This is a genomic window from Mesorhizobium sp., assembly GCF_041661565.1.
GTDB lineage: Bacteria > Pseudomonadota > Alphaproteobacteria > Rhizobiales > Rhizobiaceae > Mesorhizobium.
This window is the reverse complement of the sequence record NZ_JBAZUD010000050.1, coordinates 1-23041: the sequence shown is the minus strand read 5'-3', so window position 1 is coordinate 23041 and position 23041 is coordinate 1. Positions and strand designations below refer to the sequence as shown.

The 23041-nt window shown below is 64.4% G+C and carries 22 protein-coding genes and 1 pseudogene; 15 read left to right on the top strand and 8 right to left on the bottom strand.

Annotated elements, in window-relative coordinates:
- Window positions 1–5 precede the first annotated feature (5 nt).
- The gene (locus WC739_RS11385; RefSeq protein ID WP_372953129.1) at window positions 6–773 is read left to right on the top strand and encodes a class II aldolase and adducin N-terminal domain-containing protein; all 768 of its coding nucleotides are present in this window, start codon (window positions 6–8) and stop codon (window positions 771–773) included.
- Window positions 774–776: 3 nt separating this feature from the next.
- Here the strand turns inward: WC739_RS11385 and WC739_RS11380 are convergent, their stop codons facing one another.
- The gene (locus WC739_RS11380) at window positions 777–1409 is read right to left on the bottom strand and encodes an HAD family hydrolase (protein WP_372953128.1); all 633 of its coding nucleotides are present in this window, start codon (window positions 1407–1409) and stop codon (window positions 777–779) included.
- Window positions 1410–1668: 259 nt separating this feature from the next.
- Between WC739_RS11380 and WC739_RS11375 the strand changes: the two genes are divergently transcribed.
- On the top strand, window positions 1669–2628 hold the full coding sequence (locus WC739_RS11375; protein ID WP_372953127.1) for a sugar-binding transcriptional regulator: 960 nt from the start codon (window positions 1669–1671) through the stop codon (window positions 2626–2628).
- A gap of 59 nt (window positions 2629–2687) precedes the next feature.
- On the opposite strand, the gene WC739_RS11370 is transcribed toward WC739_RS11375, so the two are convergent.
- Window positions 2688–2873, bottom strand: coding sequence for a hypothetical protein (locus WC739_RS11370; protein ID WP_372953141.1), 186 nt, complete (start codon window positions 2871–2873; stop codon window positions 2688–2690).
- A 110-nt stretch (window positions 2874–2983) separates the two neighbouring features.
- Between WC739_RS11370 and gcvA the strand changes: the two genes are divergently transcribed.
- The 9 genes from gcvA (at window position 2984) to WC739_RS11325 (ending at window position 12993) form a co-directional block, all read left to right on the top strand.
- Window positions 2984–3889, top strand: coding sequence for a transcriptional regulator GcvA (gcvA, locus tag WC739_RS11365; protein ID WP_372953126.1), 906 nt, complete (start codon window positions 2984–2986; stop codon window positions 3887–3889).
- Between the two features lie 214 nt (window positions 3890–4103).
- Window positions 4104–5414: a sugar ABC transporter substrate-binding protein gene (locus WC739_RS11360; protein ID WP_372953125.1), complete on the top strand. Its 1311-nt coding sequence runs from the start codon at window positions 4104–4106 to the stop codon at window positions 5412–5414.
- Between the two features lie 121 nt (window positions 5415–5535).
- Window positions 5536–6408 carry a carbohydrate ABC transporter permease gene (locus tag WC739_RS11355; RefSeq protein ID WP_372953124.1) on the top strand — a complete coding sequence of 291 codons (873 nt, stop codon included), beginning with the start codon at window positions 5536–5538 and terminating at the stop codon, window positions 6406–6408.
- An 11-nt stretch (window positions 6409–6419) separates the two neighbouring features.
- Complete coding sequence (locus WC739_RS11350) at window positions 6420–7244, top strand: carbohydrate ABC transporter permease (protein ID WP_372953123.1); 825 nt, start codon at window positions 6420–6422, stop codon at window positions 7242–7244.
- A gap of 51 nt (window positions 7245–7295) precedes the next feature.
- The gene (locus WC739_RS11345) at window positions 7296–8294 is read left to right on the top strand and encodes an ABC transporter ATP-binding protein (protein WP_372953122.1); all 999 of its coding nucleotides are present in this window, start codon (window positions 7296–7298) and stop codon (window positions 8292–8294) included.
- 2 nt (window positions 8295–8296) lie between these two features.
- Window positions 8297–9067, top strand: coding sequence for an L-iditol 2-dehydrogenase (locus WC739_RS11340; protein WP_372953140.1), 771 nt, complete (start codon window positions 8297–8299; stop codon window positions 9065–9067).
- A gap of 168 nt (window positions 9068–9235) precedes the next feature.
- Window positions 9236–10714: a mannitol dehydrogenase family protein gene (locus tag WC739_RS11335; RefSeq protein WP_372953121.1), complete on the top strand. Its 1479-nt coding sequence runs from the start codon at window positions 9236–9238 to the stop codon at window positions 10712–10714.
- Between the two features lie 15 nt (window positions 10715–10729).
- A complete protein-coding gene (locus WC739_RS11330) occupies window positions 10730–11413 on the top strand; it encodes an HAD family hydrolase (protein ID WP_372953120.1) in 684 nt (227 codons plus the stop codon).
- Window positions 11410–12993, top strand: a complete 1584-nt coding sequence (locus WC739_RS11325) for an FGGY-family carbohydrate kinase (RefSeq protein ID WP_372953119.1) — start codon at window positions 11410–11412, stop codon at window positions 12991–12993. Before WC739_RS11330 ends, WC739_RS11325 begins: the two co-directional genes overlap by 4 nt.
- A 59-nt stretch (window positions 12994–13052) precedes the next feature.
- Here the strand turns inward: WC739_RS11325 and WC739_RS11320 are convergent, their stop codons facing one another.
- The 6 genes from WC739_RS11320 to WC739_RS11295 form a co-directional block, all read right to left on the bottom strand.
- Complete coding sequence (locus WC739_RS11320) at window positions 13053–14156, bottom strand: ABC transporter ATP-binding protein (protein ID WP_372953118.1); 1104 nt, start codon at window positions 14154–14156, stop codon at window positions 13053–13055.
- A 7-nt stretch (window positions 14157–14163) separates the two neighbouring features.
- Complete coding sequence (locus WC739_RS11315) at window positions 14164–15210, bottom strand: NAD(P)-dependent alcohol dehydrogenase (protein WP_372953117.1); 1047 nt, start codon at window positions 15208–15210, stop codon at window positions 14164–14166.
- Between the two features lie 15 nt (window positions 15211–15225).
- Window positions 15226–16053, bottom strand: a complete 828-nt coding sequence (locus WC739_RS11310; protein WP_372953116.1) for a carbohydrate ABC transporter permease — start codon at window positions 16051–16053, stop codon at window positions 15226–15228.
- Window positions 16050–16916, bottom strand: a complete 867-nt coding sequence (locus WC739_RS11305; RefSeq protein WP_372953115.1) for a carbohydrate ABC transporter permease — start codon at window positions 16914–16916, stop codon at window positions 16050–16052. The genes WC739_RS11310 and WC739_RS11305 overlap by 4 nt, the downstream gene beginning before the upstream one ends.
- 106 nt (window positions 16917–17022) lie before the next feature.
- A complete protein-coding gene (locus tag WC739_RS11300) occupies window positions 17023–18294 on the bottom strand; it encodes an ABC transporter substrate-binding protein (protein WP_372953114.1) in 1272 nt (423 codons plus the stop codon).
- 228 nt (window positions 18295–18522) lie between these two features.
- The gene (locus WC739_RS11295; RefSeq protein ID WP_372953113.1) at window positions 18523–19440 is read right to left on the bottom strand and encodes a helix-turn-helix domain-containing protein; all 918 of its coding nucleotides are present in this window, start codon (window positions 19438–19440) and stop codon (window positions 18523–18525) included.
- 261 nt (window positions 19441–19701) lie between these two features.
- Between WC739_RS11295 and WC739_RS11290 the strand changes: the two genes are divergently transcribed.
- From WC739_RS11290 to WC739_RS11275, 4 genes and pseudogenes are all read left to right on the top strand, one after another.
- Complete coding sequence (locus WC739_RS11290; protein ID WP_372953112.1) at window positions 19702–21105, top strand: MATE family efflux transporter; 1404 nt, start codon at window positions 19702–19704, stop codon at window positions 21103–21105.
- A 176-nt stretch (window positions 21106–21281) separates the two neighbouring features.
- Window positions 21282–22142 (top strand): xanthine dehydrogenase family protein subunit M, encoded by an 861-nt coding sequence (locus tag WC739_RS11285; protein WP_372953111.1) that lies wholly within the window; start codon window positions 21282–21284, stop codon window positions 22140–22142.
- Complete coding sequence (locus tag WC739_RS11280; RefSeq protein WP_372953110.1) at window positions 22142–22618, top strand: (2Fe-2S)-binding protein; 477 nt, start codon at window positions 22142–22144, stop codon at window positions 22616–22618. Before WC739_RS11285 ends, WC739_RS11280 begins: the two co-directional genes overlap by 1 nt.
- A gap of 1 nt (window position 22619) precedes the next feature.
- Window positions 22620–23041, top strand: a pseudogene (locus WC739_RS11275) (xanthine dehydrogenase family protein molybdopterin-binding subunit); the annotation flags it as partial.

Genomic DNA, 23041 nt, shown 5'->3' with positions numbered 1-23041 from the left:
ATTCGATGAGCATTGCCCGCCTGCAAAAGGAACCGCTGACCAACCTGCCCTTTTACGACGAGCGCGTCGATCTCGCCTGCGCCTTCCGCTGGACGGCGCGGCTCAACATGCACGAGGCCGTGGCCAATCATTTCTCGCTGGCCGTCAACGACGATGGCACGCAGTTCCTGATGAACCCCAACCAGGTGCATTTCTCGCGCATCAAGGCGAGCGACCTCCTGCTGGTCGATGCCAACGATCCCGACACACTCTCCGGCCCGAACGCGCCCGACCCGACCGCATGGGGCCTGCACGGCGCCATCCATCGCAATGTGCGCCACGCGCGCTGCGTCATGCATGTCCATTCCATCCACGCCACCGTGCTGGCCTCGCTAGCGGATTCAACTCTGCCGCCGATCGATCAGAATTCGGCGATCTTCTTCAATCGCCATGTCGTCGACGCCCACTATGGCGGGCTGGCCTTCGAGGAAGAGGGCGAACGCTGCTCGCAGCTCCTCACCGATCCCAAGGTCAAGGTGATGGTGATGGGCAATCACGGCGTGCTGGTGATCGGCGATACGGTCGCCGATGCCTTCAACCGCATGTTCTATTTCGAGCGCGCGGCCGAAACCTACATCAAGGCGCTGTGGACCGGCCGTCCCTTGCGCGTGCTGTCCGATGCGATCGCCGAAAAGGCGGCGGTGGAACAGGAAGATTACCCTGGCCAGGCCGAGCGGCATCTCAGCGAGCTGAAGGCGATCCTCGACGAACAGGAGCCGGTCTACCGGAACTGAGGATCAAAGTCCGACTTCTCGGCGCAATTCCTCGGCGCTGTTGATGACGATGGCGCCCGCGGGGCCTTCCATCGGCTTTTCCGGCCAGAAGATGGTCTTCATTCCCGCCGCCAGCCCGGCCAGGGCGCCCGGCCAGCTGTCGTCGACGGCGATCGCATGCGCGGGATCGACATCGGCCAGATAGGCGGCGCGCAGGAACGGCTCGGGATGCGGCTTGCCGTCGCGCACGTCATTGCGACTGATCGTCTTCATGCCGGGGTAGGTCAAACCAACCATGCGCAAATTGGCGTCGACGATCATCCGGTCAGAATTCGACACCACCGCCTGCTGCACGCCTCTTGCCCGCAATTCGTTGAAGATCTCGATCGCTCCGGGGCGCGGCCGCAGGCCCTCCACCAGGGGCAGGTAATGCTCGTATTTGCGGATGATCCAGTCGTCGAACGGCAGGTCGAGACCGAACTCGTCGCGCATCATTTCATAGACCGGCCAGGCGGCGACGCCGAGGACCCGCTCGTGCAGGTCAGCGGGCGGCACCAGGCCGACATTGCGCATGGCAGCCACCAGCGCTGCCTCGTGCAGCGGCTCGCTGTCGACCAGCGTGCCGTCCATATCCCAGAAAACCGCTTTCGGCGTCATGAAAGGCTCCTTTTCGCGATCCCTTAAAGGGTTTGCGCGGCGAGATAAACCTCGCGGACAGTAGAACGTAACATCCACGGGGACCATGGCCGCGTACTGTCCACCGACGCGGACGTCTCTGGGTCAGGAAATCTTTGTTGCCGAGTGCGCCATGTGAGCAAGCAATTGCCCTGGAGATTGACAATTGCGCAGTCGGGTGTTCCCTGCAACAGTAGGCAAACACCGTCGCAATGACCGGCGGTTTCGGGAGGAACAGTGCGTGAGTGCCCGGCAGGATGGCGGCAACAACAGGCTGGATGACGCGGCGCGCGCCGGCTGGCTTTATTATGTTGCCGGCAACACACAGGACCAGATCGCCGCCACGCTCGGCATCTCGCGCCAGACGGCGCAGCGGCTGGTGTCGCTGGCGGTGTCGGAAGGCCTGATCAAGGTCCGCGTCGACCATCCGATCGCCAACTGCCTCGATCTGGCTGCCCGGCTGAAATCCCGTTTTGCGCTCGATCTGGTCGAGGTGGTGCCGAGCGATCCCAATTCGTCTTCAACCACCATCGGCATCGCCGAGGCCGCTGCCGCCGAGATCGAGCGGCGGTTGCGCTCGCCGACCCCGATCGTGATGGCGATCGGCACCGGGCGCACGCTGAAGGCGGCGATCGAGCAGCTGCCGCCGATGGAATGCCCGCAGCACAAGGTGGTGTCGTTGACCGGCAACATCTCCCCCGATGGCTCGGCCGCTTTCTACAACGTCATCTTCACCATGGCCGACAGGGTCAAGGCGCGGTCCTTCCCGATGCCATTGCCGGTCATCGCCTCCTCGGCGGCGGAGCGAGAAATGCTGCTCAACCAGCCGATGATCCAGCCGACCCTGGCGCTGGCCGCCGAGGCCGACGTCACCTTCATCGGCATTGGCGACCTCGGCCCAAGGGCACCGCTATACGAGGACGGCTTCATTTCGGAAAGTGAGTTGAAGGCGCTGCAGAAGGCCGGCGGTATCGCCGAGATCGTCGGCTGGGTGTTCGATCGCGAAGGCCGCATGATCGAGGGCATCACCAACGACCGCGTGTCGTCGGCGTCGCTGCCGTCACGCGAGAAGTCGCTGGTCATCGCGCTGGCGATGGGCGAGCGCAAGCTGCCGGGCATCCTGGCGGCGGTGAACCGGCGGCTGGTCAACGGGCTCATCACCGACGAACGAACGGCGACGGCCCTGCTGGCTGGCGACTGACGCCGGACGCGCGCCACCGAGCCGGATTCTGCAACGGATTTGCGATAAGCCAGGCAAGGCTATCGGTGGCGTCGGCAGGGGTCATTGCCATCAAGGAAGCCCAGATCGCGCAGCAAGTGCGGCGACAGGTCCCTGATATCGAGATGCGCCCGTCTCTTTGGCGCGAACCAGCGGAAACCGTCCCCGAGCCATGAAAACCAGCGATGATCGGGGGTAGAAGGGCATTCTTGCCGTGCGATGGTCATGATCGTCATCCTCCGCTATCCTGAACCCGAATGACGGGTTGACGATCAATGTCGGCCTTGGCGGCCTCGCTTGCCAATTGAACGTCGATAACGACCCATAAGGAGGCTTTATGCCGGACCTTGGCTCGCGACAGGTTTCGCAATTGCCGCCGCTGCAAGCGATCAGGGTGTTCGAGGCGGTGGCGCGGCATCTCTCCTTCACCAAGGCCGCCGAGGAACTGGGCATGACGCAAGCGGCGGTCAGCTATCAGATCAAGGTGCTTGAGGAGCGCGTCGGCGCGCCGCTGTTCCTGCGGCGGCCGCGGCAGATCGCGCTGACCGAGGCCGGACAGCGGCTTGCGCCCGCCGTCAGCGAGGCCTTCGGCATTCTTGGCCAAGCCTATGCTGCGGCGCGCGGCGGCGCCGACGGGCTGCTGTGCGTCACCACGGTGCTGACCTTTGCCTCGAACTGGCTGGCGCACCATCTGGGTTCGTTCCAGATCGCCCATCCAGCGCTTGCCGTGCGGCTGGAGACGTCGAGCCGGCTGACCGATTTCGCCCGCGAGGACGTGGATCTCGCCATCCGCTCGGGCGCCGGCAAATGGCCGGGGCTCGAGGCCCATAAGCTGCTTGATGCCGATTTCACGCCGATGCTGAGTCCCAAACTGGCGGCGAGCATCGGCGGCGTCAACGAGCCCGCCGACCTGTTGCGGCTGCCGATCCTCGATCCCGGCGACATCTGGTGGAGGCAGTGGTTCGCGGCGGCCGGCGTACACTCGCACGACCTTGCCGAGCGCCCCGGCAGCAGCATGGGCGCGCAGGCCTATGAGGCCAATGCGGCTATCGCCGGTCATGGCGTGGCAGTCCTGACCCGGGCGCTGTTCAAGGCGGAACTGGCCGACGGCCGCCTCATCCAGCCCTTCGACCTGGTTGGCGACGATGGCCACGCCTATTGGCTGGTCTATCCCCAGGCGCGCCGCAACGTGCCGAAGATCCGCGCTTTCCGCGACTGGCTGCTGGCCGAGATCGCAGGCTGAAGAAGCCTTCGAACCCGCGGTGATGCTGAGCCCCTGTCCTGTAGCGGCGGATCTGTCGGTGACGTGACCCGTCCCAGATACTTCCCTTTGACACGTCCTTCGGAGGGCCCGGTGCTGCGCTGCAGCATCGAATCCGGCTTGACATAATTCACGGCAAGTGAGTAATTGCCCAAAGCCAAGGCAAATGCTCATCTTGGTTCATGGGAGGAATTTGATGAAACTGCGCACGCTCACCCTGGGCTTGTTGTCGGCCAGCGCTCTCGCTTTTGCCGCACACGCCGAATCCATCACCATCGCCACCGTCAACAACGGCGACATGGTCCGCATGCAGAAGCTGACCGAAGACTTCACCAAGGCAAACCCGGACATCACGCTCAATTGGGTCACGCTCGAAGAGAACGTGCTTCGCGAGCGCGTCACCACCGACATCGCCACCAAGGGTGGCCAGTACGACGTGATGACCATCGGCACCTACGAGGTTCCGATCTGGGCCAAGCAGAGCTGGCTGCTGCCGCTCGACAAGCTCGGCGACGACTATGACGCCAAGGATATCATCCCGGCCATCGCCGGCGGTCTTTCGGTCGACGGCAAACTCTACGCCGCGCCCTTCTACGGCGAGAGCTCCTTCGTCATGTACCGCAAGGACCTGATGGACAAGGCAGGGCTGAAGATGCCGGACGCGCCGACCTGGGATTTCATCAAGCAGGCCGCCGACAAGATGACCGACCGCGCCAATGGCGTGAACGGCGTCTGCCTGCGCGGCAAGGCCGGCTGGGGCGAGAACATGGCCTTCCTGACCGCCATGTCGAACTCCTTCGGCGCACGCTGGTTCGACGAGAACTGGAAGCCGCAGTTCGACCAGCCGGAATGGAAGAACACGCTGCAGTTCTACGTCGACATGATGAAGGCCGACGGCCCCGAGGGCGCGTCGTCCAACGGCTTCAACGAGAACCTGGCTCTGTTCCAGCAGGGCAAGTGCGGCATGTGGATCGATGCCACGGTGGCGGCTTCGTTCGTTTCTGATCCGAAGAACTCGACAGTCGCCGACAAGGTCGGCTACGCGCTGGCGCCCGACAACGGCCTCGGCAAGCGTGGCAACTGGCTGTGGGCTTGGTCGCTGGCCATCCCGGCCGGCACGCAGAAGGCCGACGCGGCGGAGAAGTTCGTCTCCTGGGCGACCAGCAAGCATTATGCCGAATTGGTCGCGTCCAAGGAAGGCTGGGCCAACGTTCCTCCGGGCACACGCTCCTCGCTCTACGCCAACGCCGAGTACCAGAAGGCGGCTCCCTTCGCCAAGATGACGCTGGACTCGATCAACGCCGCCGATCCGACGCATCCGACTGTGAAGCCGGTGCCCTATGTCGGCGTGCAGTTCGTCGCTATTCCTGAGTTCCAGGGCCTCGGCACCACCGTCGGCCAGCTGTTCTCGGCGGCACTTGCCGGCCAGTCCAGCGTCGACGATGCGCTCAAGCAGGCGCAGGAGGCAGCCACGGCGACGATGACCGAAGGCGGTTATATCAAGTAAGGCTCCTCCCGGTGCCGAACGCCGGTCGCCTCCTGACCGGCGACGGCCGCCCGAGTCCCAGTTCGGGCGGCCGCTTTTCAACGCTCTGAAAATTCAGTCCGACCAGTGAAGGGTGACCGTCATGGCTACTCAGCAGACCCGTTCGCTTGCCCGCTTCATGATGGCGCCGTCCGTCCTGTTGCTGTTCGTCTGGATGATCGTGCCGCTGGTCATCACCATCTGGTTCTCGTTCCAGCAGTACAATCCGCTAAACCCGATCCGCGACGGCTTCGTCGGCTTCTCCAACTATGCGCTGTTCTACTCCAACCCGGCCTTCCTGCAGTCGATCCTCAACACGCTGACGCTGGTGGTCAGCGTGCTTCTGATCACGGTGATCGGCGGCATCCTGCTGGCACTGCTGATCGATCAGCCGATGTGGGGCCAGGGGATCGTGCGCATCCTCGTCATATCGCCGTTCTTCGTCATGCCGCCGGTGGCCGCACTGGTCTGGAAGAACATGATCATGCATCCGCAATATGGAGTGTTCGCCGACATAGCGCGCTTCTTCGGCGCCCAGCCGATCGACTGGTTCGGGCAGCATCCGATGCTGGCCATCATCATCATCGTCGCCTGGCAGTGGTTGCCCTTCGCGACGCTCATCCTCTTGACCGCGCTGCAGTCGCTCGACGGCGAGCAGAAGGAAGCCGCCGAGATGGACGGGGCCGGCTTCATCAGCCGCTTCATCTATCTGACGCTGCCGCACATGTCGCGCGCCATCACCGTCGTCATCCTGATCCAGACGATCTTCCTGCTTTCCGTCTATGCCGAGATCCTCGTCACCACCAATGGCGGTCCTGGATACGCCTCCACCAACCTGCCCTTCCTCGTCTACCAGAAGGCGTTGCTGGAGTTCAAAATCGGCCAGGCGTCCGCGGGCGGTGTGATCGCCGTCATCCTCGCCAACATCGTCGCCTTCTTCGCCATGCGCGCCGTCGGCAAGAACCTGGACAAGTAGGGGGAAGACAAATGGCACGTGCAGTCACCACCCGACACAAGACAATAGCGACAATTGCCGCCTGGATCGTGGCCCTGCTGATCTTCTTTCCGATCCTCTACACGATCATCACCTCGTTCAAGTCGGAGCAGGAAGCCATCCAGGGCTTCAGCCTGATCCCGTCGGGAACATTCGAGAGCTATGCCGAGGTCCAGGCACAGAGCGGCTACTTCAAGTTCTTCCTGAACTCGGTGATCCTGTCCCTCGGCTCGACCATCCTGGCCCTGCTGGTCGCCATTCCGGCGGCATGGTCGATGGCGTTTTCGCCCACCAGGCGCACCAAGGACATCCTGATGTGGATGCTCTCCACCAAGATGATGCCGGCGGTGGCGGTGCTGTTCCCGATCTACCTGATCTTCCGCAACTTGGGACTGCTCGACAGCCGCATCGGCCTGATGATCATGCTGATGCTGATCAACCTGCCGATCGTGGTGTGGATGCTCTACACCTACTTCCGCGAAATCCCGGGCGAGATCCTTGAGGCAGCACGCATGGACGGTGCCTCGCTGTGGAACGAGATCGTCTATGTGCTGACGCCGATGGCGGTGCCGGGCATCGCCTCGACGATGCTGCTCAACATCATCCTGGCCTGGAACGAGGCATTCTGGACGATCCGGCTGACGACCACGGAAGCAGCGCCCCTGACCGCCTTCATCAGTTCCTTCTCCAGCCCGCAAGGCCTGTTCTGGGCCAAGCTTTCCGCCGCCTCGACGCTGGCCATCGCGCCGATCCTGATCATGGGCTGGTTCAGCCAGAAGCAGCTGGTGCGGGGTCTGACCTTTGGCGCCGTGAAGTAACCAACGCTGCTTGAAGAAGCCGGCGAAAAACAACCCCTCGGGGAGGAAACCATGGGAAACATCACGCTCAAGAACGTCTCCAAGTCCTTCGGAACGACGTCGATCATCCCCGGCCTCGACCTGGTGATCGAAAATGGCGAGTTCGTCGTTTTCGTCGGCCCGTCGGGTTGCGGCAAGTCAACGCTGCTGCGGCTGATCGCCGGTCTCGAGGACACCAGCGGCGGCACCATCAACATCGATGGCCGCGATGTCACCGGCGAGGCGCCGGCGAAGCGCAAGCTCGCCATGGTGTTCCAGTCCTACGCGCTCTATCCGCACATGACCGTGGCCAAGAACATCGGCTTTCCGCTTAAGATGGCCGGCGAGGACAAGGCCACCATCGACAAGAAGGTGGGAGACGCGGCGCGCGTGCTCAACCTGACCAACTATCTCGAACGCCGGCCGGGCCAGCTTTCCGGCGGCCAGCGCCAGCGCGTCGCCATCGGCCGTGCCATCGTGCGGCAACCAACCGCCTTCCTGTTCGACGAGCCGCTGTCCAACCTCGACGCCGCGCTTCGCGGCACCATGCGGCTGGAGATCAGCGAGCTGCACCAGCAGCTCAAGACCACCATGATCTACGTGACCCACGACCAGGTCGAAGCCATGACCATGGCCGACAAGATCGTGGTGCTGAACGCCGGCAACATCGAGCAGGTCGGCTCGCCGATGGAGCTCTACAAGACGCCGAAGAACCTGTTCGTCGCCGGCTTCATCGGCTCGCCGAAGATGAACCTGATCGAAGGCGCGCCAGCGGCCAAATACGGCGCCAAGACGATCGGCATCCGTCCCGAGCACATGGACATCTCGACCACCGCTGGCGAATGGAAGGCGACCGTCGGCGTCGCCGAGCATCTCGGCTCCGATACGTTCCTGCATGTCCAGGCCGAGGGCGTCGGCCCGCTCACGGTGCGCGCCGACGGCGAACTCGCCGTTCACCACGGCGACACGATCTACCTGACCCCCGACAAAGCCAAGCTGCATCGCTTCGGCGCCGACGGAAAGGCGATGTGAGCATGCGCCTGGCCGGCAAATCGGCACTGATCACCGGGTCCGCCCGTGGCATCGGCAGGGCGTTCGCCGAGGCCTATGCCGGCGAAGGCGCGACCGTGGCGATTGGTGACATCAACCTGGAAGCGGCGGAAAAGACGGCCGCCGAAATCGGCGGCAAGACCTATGCGGTCAAGCTCGACGTCACCGATCAGGCATCGATCGATGCCGCGGTGAAGGCGGTCGAGACCAGGACCGGCGGGCTCGACATCCTCATCAACAACGCCGCTTTGTTCGATCTTGCACCGATCGTCGAGATCACGCGGGCGAGCTACGAGAAACTGTTCTCCGTCAATGTCGCCGGAACGCTGTTCATGCTGCAGGCAGCCGCACGCGCGATGATCGCGCGGGGCAAGGGCGGCAGGATCATCAACATGGCGAGCCAGGCCGGTCGGCGCGGCGAAGCCCTTGTCGGTGTCTATTGCGCGACCAAGGCCGCCGTCATCTCGATCACCCAATCGGCGGGGCTCGACCTGATCAAGCACGGCATCAACGTCAACGCGATCTCGCCCGGCGTGGTCGACGGCGAGCATTGGGATCATGTCGATTCCCTGTTCGCCAAATTCGAGAACCGGCCGAAGGGCGAGAAGAAGAAACTGGTCGGCGAGGCGGTGCCGTTTGGCCGCATGGGCACGGCGCACGACCTCACCGGCATGGCGGTCTTCCTGGCCAGCAGCGACGCCGATTACATCGTCGCCCAGACCTACAATGTCGATGGCGGCCAGTGGATGAGCTGACGTGACAGCGCTCTCCTCCCCGTCCTTCACGGGGAGGAGATGCCGCAAGGCAGACGAGGCGTAGCGCGGGTATCGATCTCCGTGCCGCCCCTCACCCCTGCCCTCTTCCCGTGAAGGACGGAGAGAGGGGAATGACGAAGGCCGTACCCCGGCCAAAAGGGTAAAAAGATGACCGTGAAACTCTCTTCTTCCACTCTCTCCAGCCTGCCCGCCAAGGTCGCCGGTCCGAAATACGATCGCGCCGCGCTCAAGGCCGGCATCGTGCATTTCGGCGTCGGCAATTTCCATCGCTCGCATCAGGCCGTCTATCTCGACGACCTGTTCAATTCGGGCATCGGCCATGATTGGGCGCTGGTCGGCGCCGGCGTGTTCGACGGCGAAAAGATCGGCCGCGCCAAGCTTCAGGAACAGGACTGGCTGACCACGGTGGTCGAGCAGGACGAGGGCCACATGAGCGCCCGCGTCACCGGTTCCATGATCGATTTCCTGACTCCGGGAGACGCGGCCGGGATCATCGAACGGCTTGCCGACCCGGCGATCCGAATCGTTTCGCTGACCATCACCGAGGGCGGCTATTTCATCGACCCGGCTTCCGGCGTCTTCAATCCGGCCCATCCCGACATCGTCGCCGATGCCCAGCCAGGCGCCACGCCGAAGACCGTGTTCGGCATCATCCTTGCCGGGCTGGTGCGCCGCCGCGACGAGGGCACCGTGCCGTTCACCGTCATGTCCTGCGACAACATTCCCCACAACGGCCATGTCACCTCCGACGGCGTCATCGGCCTGGCCCGGCTGATCGACGAGGATCTGGCGAATTGGGTCGGCGAGCATGTCGCCTTTCCGAACGCCATGGTCGACCGGATCACGCCGGCCACCACGGATCGCGAACGCGGCATACTGGCCAAGGATTTCGGGTTGGAGGACAATTGGCCGGTGTTCTGCGAGCCCTTCCGGCAATGGGTGCTGGAAGATCATTTCACCGACGGCCGTCCGCCGCTGGAAAAGGTCGGCGTGCAGTTCGTCAGCGACGTCGCGCCCTATGAACTGATGAAGATCCGCATCCTCAATGGCGGCCATGCCACCATCGCCTACCCAGCCGGGCTGATGGACATCCATTTCGTCCATGAGGCGATGCAGGAGCCGCTGGTGCGCGGCTTTCTCGACAAGCTCGAGCATGACGAGATCATCCCGACCGTGCCCCCGGTTCCGGACACGGTGCTGGAGGACTATTACCAGCTCATCGACAACCGCTTCTCCAATCCCAAGATCGGCGACACGGTGCGGCGGCTTTGCCTCGACGGCTCCAACCGCCAGCCGAAATTCATCATCCCGACCATTGCCGACCGGCTGAAGGCAGGAAAAGGCGTCGCCGGCCTAGCGCTCGAATCGGCGCTCTGGTGCCGCTACTGCTTCGGCACGACCGACAGCGGCGCCGTCATCGAGCCCAACGATCCGAGTTGGGACCGGCTGCAGGCGACGGCAAGGGCGGCAAAAGATGCGCCGGCCGCGTGGCTCGCCATGGAGGACATCTATGGCGATGTCGGCCGCGCGACCGCGTTTGTCGAGGCCTTCGGCCATGCACTCACCGTGCTGTGGGCGAACGGCGCCCGCGCCACGCTGACGCGCTATCTCGCCGGCAGCCTCTGAAGCCTGTTGCGCACCATGGCGCCTCAACTCGTCATCTTCGACTGCGATGGCGTGCTGGTCGACAGTGAGGCGCTTTCCGTTTCGGCGCTGCTCGCCATGATCGAGCGTGCCGGCGGCAGCGTCAGCGAGGATGCCGCCTACGAGCATTTTCTCGGCAAGAGCATGAAAAGCGTGCGCGAGATCCTCGGTCGCGATTTCGGCCTGGACATTACCGAGGGCCACCTGACCGGGATGCGCGTCGATCTGATGCGCCGGTTTCGCGAGGAGCTGAAACCGATGCCCGGCGTCAGCGAGATGCTGCCGAGGCTCGGCATCCGCTTTTGCGTCGCATCATCGGGCACGCTCGACCGCATTCGCTATGCCCTCGACGTCACCGGACTGCTCGGCCTCCTCGAACCCCATCTGTTCAGCGCCGGCATGGTCGCGCACGGCAAGCCGGCGCCGGATCTCTTCCTCCATGCCGCCGCCGCGATGCATGTCGAACCGGCGCATTGCCTGGTCGTCGAGGATAGTCCGGCAGGCATCGAGGCGGCGCGGGCGGCCGGGATGGCGGTCTTCGCCTTCACCGGCGGGTCGCATGCCGGCAACCCGGCGCTGAAAGTGCGGCTTGCGTCGATGCAACCGGACTCTATATTCGCTGACATGCTGCAATTGCCCGATCTGATTGCAGGCCTGGGAGCGAGAGTAAGAGCGTCTTGAAGAATTTCGTTTGCGCGGTCGATGTCGGCACCGGGAGCGCTCGCGCGGGCATTCTCGATACCGGCGGCACCTTGCTTGGACGTGCCGAGCATACGATCCTGATGCACCAGCCGAAGCCCGACCATGCCGAGCATGATTCGCGCGATATCTGGTCTTCTGTCTGCACCGCCGTGCGGGCCGCGCGCGAAAAAGCCGGCGTCGCCGCCGAAGACATCGTCGGCATCTCCTTCGACGCCACCTGTTCCCTGGTCGTGCGCGACCGGCAAGGGGATCAGCTCAGCGTTTCCACCACCGGCGAAAGGCGCTGGGACACGATTGTCTGGCTCGACCATCGCGCCATAGAAGAGGCCGACGAATGCACGGCGAGCGGCCACGCCGTGCTGAACTACATAGGCGGCGTCATGTCGCCGGAAATGGCGACGCCGAAGCTGATGTGGCTGAAGCGCAAGCTGCCGGAAACGTGGGCGCAGGCTGGCACTCTGTTCGATCTGGCCGACTTCCTGACCTGGCAGGCGACCGGCTCGCTGGCGCGCTCGCAATGCACGCTGACCGCCAAGTGGACCTATCTGGCGCATGAGGACAGTGCATGGCGGCGTGATTTCTTCGACATCGTCGGCCTCGATGATCTGTTCGACCATGGCAATCTGCCCGAACGGGCCAGCCCGGTCGGCGCCGATATCGGCCATCTGACGGCGCAGGCGGCAGCCGAGCTGGGCCTGAGCGAGACATGCCGGGTCGGCGCCGGGCTCATCGACGCCTATGCCGGCGCACTCGGCGTGCTCGGCGGCTTTGCCGGCGACGAGGAGAATATCGGCCGGCACCTGGCGCTGATCGCAGGCACGTCGAGCTGCGTCATGGCGATGTCGCCCGATCCGCAGCCCTTCGCCGGCGTCTGGGGTCCCTATTATGGCGCCGCGCTGCCGAAGCTGTGGCTGTCGGAAGGCGGCCAGTCGGCCACCGGCGCGCTGCTCGACCATATCATCCGCTGGCACGGCGCGGGCGGCGAGCCCGACGCCGCCATGCATGCCCGGATCGCCAGGCGCGTCACCGAACTGCGCACCGCGGAGGGCGACAACCTCGCCGCGAGGCTGCATGTGCTGCCGGATTTCCACGGCAACCGCTCGCCGCTCGCCGATCCGCACGCCGTCGGCGTCGTCAGCGGGTTGACGCTGGATTCCTCGTTCGACAGCCTGTGCAAGCTCTACTGGCGCACCGCCGTCGGCATTGCGCTCGGCGTTCGCCATGTGCTGGAGGCGCTGAACGAGAACGGCTACCTGATCGACACGCTGCATGTGACCGGCGGCCACACCAAGAACCCGCTGCTCATGGAGCTTTACGCCGACGCCACCGGCTGCACGGTGATCGAGCCGCTGGCCGACGAGGCGGTGCTGCTCGGCACCGGCATGGTCGCCGCCACCGCCGCCGGGCTTTTCCCCGATCTCAACGCCGCCTGCCTTGCCATGCAGCAAGGCGGCAAGACGCGCAGATCGAATCCGGCATCGGCTGGGCGCTTCGACCGCGACTACAGGATTTTCCTCGAAATGCACCGGCAACGGCGCATGCTGGACGCGATCCGGTAGGAAGCCTCCTTGTCACCCTCTAACTCTTTGTTTTGACGCAATCCCGGACGGAAAACCGTTCACACTTTTCCTGGGATTGCTCTAAGCAGGGACACGCCGGATTTCGCATCGAAGAGATGCAAGCTCGATTCATCGAAGCTGTAGCGGACATCGGCGCGGATGGCGGGGCAGGCGCGACTGGGAACAAGGGCACTGATTTCCTTGCCGTTCAGGCCGAATGTCACCAGCGCGTCATTGCCATGGAACTCGATGAGATCGGCTGTCCCTGACAGGAGATTTGCGGACGCGCCAGGATTGGCGGCCATGAGGTCGGGGGGCCTAATCCCGAGCACGGCGCTCTCACCGTGCTGGAGCTTGAAGCGTTCGCCTGAGATGGTGAAGACCGTTCCGGCATTGGTCAGCGTCCAGGCGCTTCCCTTCCGTCCAATCGTCACGTCGATGAAATTCATGTTCGGGGTTCCGATGAATCCGGCCACGAACAGATTGCCCGGGCGCTCATAGATTTCCGCCGGCGAGCCAATCTGCTCGATTTTACCGTCCCGCAAGAGGACGATCCTATCGGCGAGCGTCATCGCCTCCAGCTGGTCGTGCGTGACGTAGACGGTGGTGGTGTTCAATGACTGGTGCAGCCGGGCGATCTCGACACGCATGTGGTTGCGCAGCTTGGCGTCCAGGTTGGACAGCGGCTCGTCGAACAGGAAGACTTTCGGCGTCTTGATCATGGCGCGGGCGATGGCGACGCGCTGCTGCTGGCCGCCGGACAGTTCGGCCGGCTTGCGGTCGAGATAGGGTTCGAGGCCCAGCGTCTTCGAGACGGCGCCGACGCGCTGCCGGATCTCGGCCTTCGGCACCCTCTGCCGCTTCAGCCCGAAGGCGATGTTGTCAAAGATCGTCATGTGCGGGTAGAGCGCGTAGTTCTGGAACACCATGGCGACGCCCCGGTCGCCCGGATCGAGGTCGTTGACCACCTTGCCGCCGATCGAGACCTCGCCGCCGCTGATGTCCTCCAGCCCGGCCAGCATCCTGAGCAGGGTCGACTTGCCGCAGCCGGAGGGGCCGAGGAAGACGACGAATTCGTGTTCCTCGATGCTCAGGTTGAGATCGCGGATGACGGTCGTGGCGCCATAGGATTTGTCGACATGGGAACAGACGATCGCGGACATGGCTCTGTCAGGCCTTCTCGCTCGAAATCAGGATCTGCAGTTTGACGTCTTCCGGCTTGCCCGCCGCAGCCCGCTCGAACGCCTCGATGCTGTCGTTGAACGCATAGGTGCCGGTGATCAGCGGGTTGAGGTCGACTTTGCCGGAGGCGATCAGCTGCAGGGCGCGGTCGAAGATGTTGGCGTAGCGGAAAACCGTCTCGATGCGGACCTCCTTCGATATCGCCGCCGGAACGTTGAGGCTCACCGGTTCCACCGGAAGCCCGACAAGGACGACCGCGCCGCCGGGACGCACGACCTCGAACAGGTTGGTGAACGCCTTCGGGCTGCCGCTCGCTTCGAAAACGATGTCGGCCCCCCAATTGTCGGTCGCCTCCGCCACCGCATCGGCCAGCGACCGTTCGCCGATATTGACCGGGACGATGCCGGGATAGCGCGCCGCGATCTCGAGCTTGGGAGCCGAGAAGTCGGAAATCAGCACCTTCGAGCAGCCGCCGGCGAGGGCCGCCAGCGCGATCATGATGCCGATCGGACCGCAACCGATGACGACGGCGACGTCGCCCGGAACGATTCTCGCGCGCGACGCCGCCTGCATGCCGATGGCGAACGGCTCGACCATCGCGCCTTCGGCGAAGGAAACATTGTCGGGCAGCTTGTAGGTGAAAGCCGCCGGATGGACGGCCTCGGGCGCAAGAATACCATGCACCGGCGGCGTCGCCCAGAAGGTGACGTCGGGGTCGACATTGTAGATGCCGAGCCGGGTTGCCCGCGACGCCAGGTTCGGCACGCCCGGTTCCATGCAGACACGGTCACCGACCTTGAGCGTCGTCACGTTGGCACCGATCTCGACGATCGTTCCGGACGCTTCGTGGCCAAGCACCATCGGCGCGCGCACGACATAGCTGCCGATGGCGCCATGCGTGTAATAGTGTACGTCGCTGCCGCACACGCCGACCGTATGGATGGCGATCCTGACATCGTCCGGCCCGACATCGAGCGGCAGCGCGATCTCGCGCAGGGCCAGTTCACCCTTCTTCTCAAGCACCAATGCCCGCATCGTCTCGTCCTCGCTTCAAGTCTTCTTTTGCCGGAAAACGGAATTCAGGAAGCCGCTGAGCACGCCGAGAAACAACAGCGGCGGCAACGACAGAAGCACGACCGAGGCATTCAGGATTCCCCACGGCACGTTCATGCCCTGCTGGGAGAGTTCCGAGGCGACGATCGGCAGGGTCTTGGCGTTGGAGCTCGACAGCATCAACGCGATCAGGAACTCGTTCCAGACCAGCACGAAACTGAAGGCCACCGCGCCGATCAGCGAGCGCGCAGCAACCGGCAGCGCGATCCGCCAGAACACCGAATAGGCGCCGTAGCCATCGACGAAGGCGGCTTCCTCGACCTCCTTCGGCACCGCCTGGAAGGCGGGAATGGCCAGCCACATGATCACCGAGATGGTGAGCAGGCAATAGGTGACGATCAGCGCGGCGAGCGTATCGTAGAGGCCGAGCTGCAGCCAGATCACCATCAGCGGGATGGCGACCGCGACCGGCGGCAGGAAGCGCAGCGACAGCACGAAGAACTGGATGTCGCCGGCCCAGCGGTTCGGGTAGCGCGCCACCGCATAGGCGGCGGGAAGGCCGAGCATCACGCCGATCAGCACCGCGACGCCGCAGGCGACGACCGAATTGTAGAGGCCGGTCATGACGCTGTCGCGGCCGAGGATATAGCTGATGTTGGCAAGGGTCGGCGTGAACACGACGCGCGGAACGCGGGTGATGATGTCGACATTGTTCTTCAGTGAGTTGAGCGCCGTCCACAGCAGCGGAAACACGGCCATGAAGCCGGCGAAGGCCAACACGGCCTTGCCGAGCAGGCGGCCCACTCCGATGCGAGATGGCCTCATGCCTGCACCCTCTTCCACAGCATGGTGAAGGTGATGACGGTGGCGATCATCATCAGCACGGCCATCGCCGAGGCATAGGAGACCTTGCCGGACTCGATAAAGCCCTGCGAGAAGGCGTACATGTCGAGCGTCTCGGTCGCCACGCCCGGTCCGCCGCGGGTCATCACATAGATCAGGTCGAACGACCGCAGCGACTCGATCATCTTGACGAACATCAGGCTGACCAGCGGCGCCTTAAGCATCGGCAAGGTGACATAGGCGTGGATCTGCCAGCGGCTGGCATGATCGAGCCGTGCCGCCTCGATCGGCTGCGGCGGCAAGGTCTCCAGCAGCTTCAAAACGATGACGGCGAAGAACAGGCCCCATTGCCAGACATCGACCGACGCGACGGCGAACAGGGCCGTCGACGGCTTGGACAGCGGATCGAAGATCAGCCCGCCGGTGAGCAGCCGGTAGGGATAGGTGGCGATGCCGTAGAGCGGGTGATAGGCGAATTTCCACACGAAGGCGGCCGAGACGCGCGGCAGCAGGACCGGGATGATGAACAGCAGGCAGTAGAGGTTGCGCAGGCGCGGCGACGCGACCTCGAACATCAGCACGCCCAGCCCGATGGCCACGGTCATCGTCGCGGCCACGGTGACGACCTCCCATTTCACCGACACCCAGACGGCGTTGAGGAAGCGGCGATCGAAGAACAGGTCATAGAAATTCGAGAACCAGACATAGGAATAATCCGCCGAGCTGAGCTCCCGGTTCTGCAGGGCGATGACGATCGCGTAGAGCGTCGGCACCATCGACAGGATCAGGAGAATGACGAGCGTCGGCACGACGAAGGTGACCGGCAAGGAGGAGCGTCGCGGCATCTTTTTATCCCCTGGCTGCGGCTCAACGGCAGTGAGAAGGCCCGCGGCGCACAGTCCCGACATTCCATCGAATGTCGCAGGCTGTGCGCCGCAGGGGGAGGATGGCTTATTTCTTCACCAGCTGGTTGGCATAGGCATCAAGCTCGTCGAGACCGCCCTTGATGTCGGTGCGGGTGCCGGTGACCAGTTCCTCGAGGATGATGCCCCAGCGGTCGCCAAGGTCCGGCCAGCGCGGGTCCTGCCAGAAGTTCACCGCCGTCACCTTGCCGGTTTCAGCCAGGGCCTGGCCAAGGTCGGCGCCGTAGATGTCGGCGAATTCCTTGCTGGACAGGACGCTGGTGCGGTTCAGTTCCCCGAACTGATGGGCGTCGAGCCGGCGCTTCTCGTTTTCCTTCGATGTCGCCCAGGCGATGAACAGGCCGGCGCATTTCTTCGAGGCGTCATCGGCATTGGCCTTCGCCGCGATGGCGAGGCCGTGGCCATAGCCGCCACCGGGAAGCGGCGAAGGCGGCGGCAGGAAGCCGATCTTGCCAACCACCTGCGATGTCTTCGGATCGACCGCCATGCCCGACAGCGGAGTCGATTCGACCAGGATCGCGACCTGGCCCGACAGGAACGCCCCGGTCGATTCATCCCAGCTGCCGGTCTGCGTGCCGGGCGCTGAATCCTTGAACAGCTTCAGGTAGGTTTCCGTCGCCTTGACGGCGGCGTCCGAATTGAAGACCGGCTTGTCGCCGTCGAACCACTTGCCGCCATAGGCCTTGAAGAACGGCATCCACCTCCAGACATTGGCGCCCGAACCGCGCGCGCCACGCAGGGCGATGCCGTAGATGCCCTTGTCCGGATTGGTCAGTTTCGGCACATCGGCGATCAGCTCGTCCAGCGTCTTCGGCGGCTGGATGCCAGCCGCTTCCAGAATGTCCTTGCGGTAGACCATCAAGTCGCCGCCGCCGGTCAGCGGCGCGAACCACACCTTGCCGTCATAGGTGGCGACCTTCTGGCGGCCGGGATCGAAATCGGCATAGTCATAGTCGGCCGGGTAGTAGTCGGCCAGCGGCACGATCCATTTCGACGACGCGAACAGCGCGACATTGGCCTCGTCGACATAGTAGACGTTGTAGTTGCCGACGGTGGATGCATCGGCGCGCGATTTCGCGCGGCGATCGTTTTCGTTCAGATAATCGATCTGGAAGCTGGCGCCGGCAAGCTTCTGAAATTCCTCCTTGGACTCCTCCAAAAGGGTCAGGCCGTCGCGGGGCTGCGCCAGCACCTTGACCGGCGCGGAGCAGACCGGCGCCTGCGCCAGGGCGATGGTGGAAACGGTGGTGGAAAGCATAAGGGCCGCGCCAAGGCTGGCGCCGAGCCGGATTGGTGTCATGATCTTTTCTCCTCCAGGAACAGGTCACGGGAAGCGTGGTCCCCGGATTGCGCGATCCTCACCATCGCCCGAGCGACATGCTGCCCACCGCCAAGATGCGCAGTCGCGGCGACCCATGCTAGAAGCCCCGTTGCAGCAGACCTGTACTTTTATGCATTGTGCGCTGCAAAATACCGCGCCCGATCGCTCAGCCCGTCACATGAGTACCGATCGATTGCCGCAGATGAGTCATGCACGCATCGTCAGCCGCTGGCGCGACAGGCGGCGATAGGACGATGGCGTCATCTTGTGCTTGCGCATGAACGCCCGGTTGAAGTTGGAGATGTTCATGTAGCCGACCTGGAAACAGATGTCGGTGATGGCAATGTCGGTATCGGCCAGCAGCTTGCAGGCTTGCCAGAGCCGGAGCTTGGCGATGTGCTCGCTGAAGCTGTTGCCGGTGTTCTTCTGGAAGAAGCGCGAGAAGGTGCTGTGCGTCATGCCGGCGCGTTCGGCAACGTCCGGCAGCTTCAGGTCCTCGGCGAAATGCTGGAACAGATAGGTCAGGGTGCGCTGGATGATGTCCAGCGAGGCGGCGTCGAGAACCGGCGAGAAGTCGGGCGAGGACAGCAATTCGTATTCCTCGCTCCTGGCGAGGAGGTCGACCAGATTGAGGAATAGGCAGAACCTGCTCAGCCCGCTGGCCTCGCCCATGCGCTCCATCAGCGAGGCGCCTTCCAGCGCCGTGCGGCCGTGGAAGACCATGCCGCGCAGCGACCTTTCCAGGAACGGTTCCAGTTCGCGCAATTCGGGCAGCAGGCCCGCGGAGCCCCGTAGCCTCTCCGCATCGAACTGGAGGACGATGTCTCGGCCCTCGATCAGTTCGCCCGGCCGCACCGAGGTCACCCAATCATGCGGCAGGCCGCCGCCGACGATGGTCAGGTAGCCCGGGCCGAACTCGCCGATGTGATCGCCGACCAGAACCACGCCGGAGGATTTCCGGAGCAGGTGGATCTCGTATTCCGGATGGAAATTCCAGACATTGCGTTCCCAGGGATAGTCATCGAGACGCCACAGGAAGCTTTCACTCGCTTCGGTGACGATGTGCTCGAAGGCCGGCGCTGTGCGCGGTATCGCGACCGGGTTCTTCCTGGGCCTGAACTGCATGCTGCCTCCTGGCAAGCCATGATTCGTGGTGGCATTCGCCTGTTTGCGGAATTCGTAGCAGCCCATTGCCCCCATGTGAAATGCACCCCGATGCAGCGGTTCCGGACGCGCTGGCTCAACCTGTTCCGCCCCGCACTCTCTTGCCTTCGCGCCGCGTTTCGTTCAAAAGCTGGCGCAAACGCCGCGAGACCGCAGGTCTTGCCGTTTGACATGCGGCTTCCGGCCATTTGCCGACGTGCCGCGCCCGGAAAGAGCAGGACAATGTCTGCGATCGAAGCCGGCGCCCGCGCGCCGGGAAATCCTTGGCGTCGGGAAATCAGGGCGACGCTGGCGCTGGCCTGGCCGATGGTGCTGACCAATCTCGGCCAGACCGCCATGACGGCGACCGATGTCATGATGATGGGCCGGCTCGGCGCGGACACGCTGGCCAGCGGCGCGCTTGGCGCCAACCTCTATTTCATGCCGCTGATCTTCGGCCTCGGCCTGATGCTGGCGACGTCGCCGATGATGGCGACGGAGCTCGGCCGCCGCCGGCACTCGGTGCGCGACCTGCGCCGGACAGTGCGCCAGGGCCTGTGGCTGGCGATCCTCATCTCGATCCCGATCTGGATCTGCCTCTGGCACGGTGAGTCCATCCTGCTGGCCATGGGCCAGGACCCCGTCCTGGCCCATCACGCCGGCATCTACCTGCGCTGGCTCGAATGGGCGGTCCTGCCCTTCTATGGCTACATCGTGTTGCGCTCGTTCATCTCGGCGCTGGAGCGGCCCGGCTGGGCGCTGGTCATCGTCTTCGTCGCCGTTGCCTGCAACGTCTTCTTCAACTGGGTGTTCATGTTCGGCAATCTCGGCTTCCCCTCGATGGGCATTGCCGGCTCCGGTCTCGCCACCTCGCTGTCCAGCACGCTGATGTTCGCCGGCATGGCTGCCGTGGTGATGCTGGAGACAAAATTCCGCCGCTACCATCTGTTCGGGCGGTTCTGGCGGTCCGACTGGCCACGCTTCAAGGGCCTGCTGCGGCTCGGCATGCCGATCGCCGGCATCCTCGCCTTCGAGGTGACGATCTTCAATGCGGCGGCCCTGCTGATGGGCCTGATCGACGCGGATTCGCTGGCCGCGCACGCCATCGCCATCCAGATCGCCTCGATCAGCTTCATGGTGCCGCTCGGCCTCAACCAGGCGGTGACGGTGCGCGTCGGCCTGGCGCATGGCGCGGGAAACCGCGAAGGCGTGTCGCGCGCCGGCTGGACCGCCTTCGTCATTGGCGTCTCCTTCATGGCTCTGATGGGGCTGGTGATGATCCTGTGGCCGCACCCGCTGATCAGCGCCTTCATCGACCTTGCCAACCCGGCCAATGCCAGGGTGATCGGGCTTGCCGTGTCGTTCCTGGCCTTCGCGGCGCTGTTCCAGGTGTTCGACGGCGCGCAGGCGGTTGCCGCCGGCATGCTGCGCGGCCTGCACGACACCAAGGTGCCGATGATCTACGCGGCCATCGGCTACTGGGGCATCGGCCTGCCGCTCGGCGTGCTGCTCGCCTTCCATTTCGGCCTGCACGGGATCGGCATCTGGATCGGCCTGTCGTCGGGGCTGGCCGTGGTGGCGGCGCTGCTGCTGACGCGCTGGCTGCGGCGGGACCGCCTGGCGCCACCGCTTGTCTTCGGGCCTTGAAGCGGCCGGGCGCACGCGCACGCGGCCTGCCCTTGGCACCCAAAATACCTTCCGGCCCGGCCCTTGGACCGGCTCTTGCGGCCGCTGGACCAATCGCCGCAAATGACGAACCGGATAGCCATTATGGGGAGAGTGTTTATAACGGTCGCTGAAATCACGATATCCAAGGGGAGACGATGCGCTACATACGTCCGCTTTCAATCGAAGATGCCGTCGGCCAATTGGCCGGTTCGGCGGGGCCGGCCGCGATTCTTGCCGGAGGCAGCGACCTCCTGGTCAGGATGAAGGGCGGGTTTGTCGAACCAGACCTGATCGTCGACATCAAACTGATCGACGGCCTGAGCGAAATCCGCGAGACCGCCGAAGGCTTCAGCATCGGCGCCACCGTGCCCTGCGCCGCCCTGGGCGAGAACGCCGCCCTGAAAAAGGCATGGCCCGGCGTCGTCGAGGCGGCTAGGCTGATCGGCTCCAAGCAGGTGCAGGGCCGCTGCACCATTGCCGGCAATCTGTGCAACGCCTCGCCGGCGGCCGACAGCGTGCCGGCGCTGGTCGCGGCCGGCGCACGGGCGTCGATCGTCGGGCCGGGCGGCAAGCGCACCGTTCCCGTCGAGGCCGTACCGATCGCGCCGGGCAAGACGTCGCTCGCCAAGGGCGAGATCATCGAGGCGATCCTGCTCGACAAGCGCGCGCCGCGCTCGGGCGATGCCTATCTGCGTTTCATCCCGCGCACCGAGATGGACATCGCCGTGGTCAGCGCCGGCGTGAACCTGACGATCGACGAGCACGGCGTCGTCACGGCGGCCCGCGTGGCGCTCGGCGCCGCGGCTCCGACCGTGCTGCTGGTCGAGGAAGCCGCCGAGGCGCTGATCGGCAGGAAGCTGGACGAAGCCGCGCTCGAGCGGCTGGCCAAGGTGTGCTCGGGGGCCTGCCGCCCCATCGACGACAAGCGGGGCACCATCGAGTTCCGCAGGAAGGTTGCGGGCGTGCTGGCCAGACGGGCCGCGATAACCGCCTATGAACGCGCAGGAGGCAAATGATGGCTGGCGTAGCAGTATCGACGACGATCAACGGCGACAATTACGAATATCTGTGCCAGCCCGACGAGACGCTGCTGGACGTGCTGCGCGATCGGCTCGGGCTGACCGGCGCCAAGGAAGGCTGCGGCACCGGCGACTGCGGCGCCTGCAGCGTCATCCTGGACGACCGGCTGGTCTGCTCGTGCCTGGTGCTCGGCGCCGAGGCCGAAGGACGTACGATCGAGACCGTCGAGGGCATGGCGCATGGCGACCAACTGCATACGCTGCAGCAGAAGTTCCTCGAGCACGCGGCGCTGCAATGCGGCATCTGCACGCCGGGCTTCCTGATCGCGGCCAAGGACCTCTTGGCCAAGAATCCCGACCCGACAGAGGAGGAAATCCGCTTCGGCCTGGCCGGAAACCTGTGCCGCTGCACCGGCTACGACAAGATCGTGCGCGCCGTCCAGGACGCGGCAATCGTGATGAAGGGAGCCTGAGATGAATTTCGATCCGCGTTTTTCGGGACGTCAATTCACATCCGTCGGCACGCGCCCGATCCGGCCCGACGGCGTCGACAAGGTGACCGGCCGCGCGCGCTACGGCGCCGACTTCAACATGGCCGGCCAGCTGGTCGGGCGTGTGCTGAGAAGCCCGCACGCCCATGCCAGGATCAGGAGCATCGACACTTCGAAGGCCGAGCAGTTGCCCGGCGTCAAGGCGGTGATCACCGCCGCCGACCTGCCCGACCTGACCGATGGCGACGCCGCCATGTTCGACATCCTCGACAATTGCATGGCGCGCACCAAGGCGCTCTATGACGGCCATGCGGTGGCCGCCGTCGCCGCCGTCGACGCCCGCACCGCCAGGCAGGCGCTGAAGCTGATCGAGGTCGACTACGAGATCCTGCCGCATGTCACCGA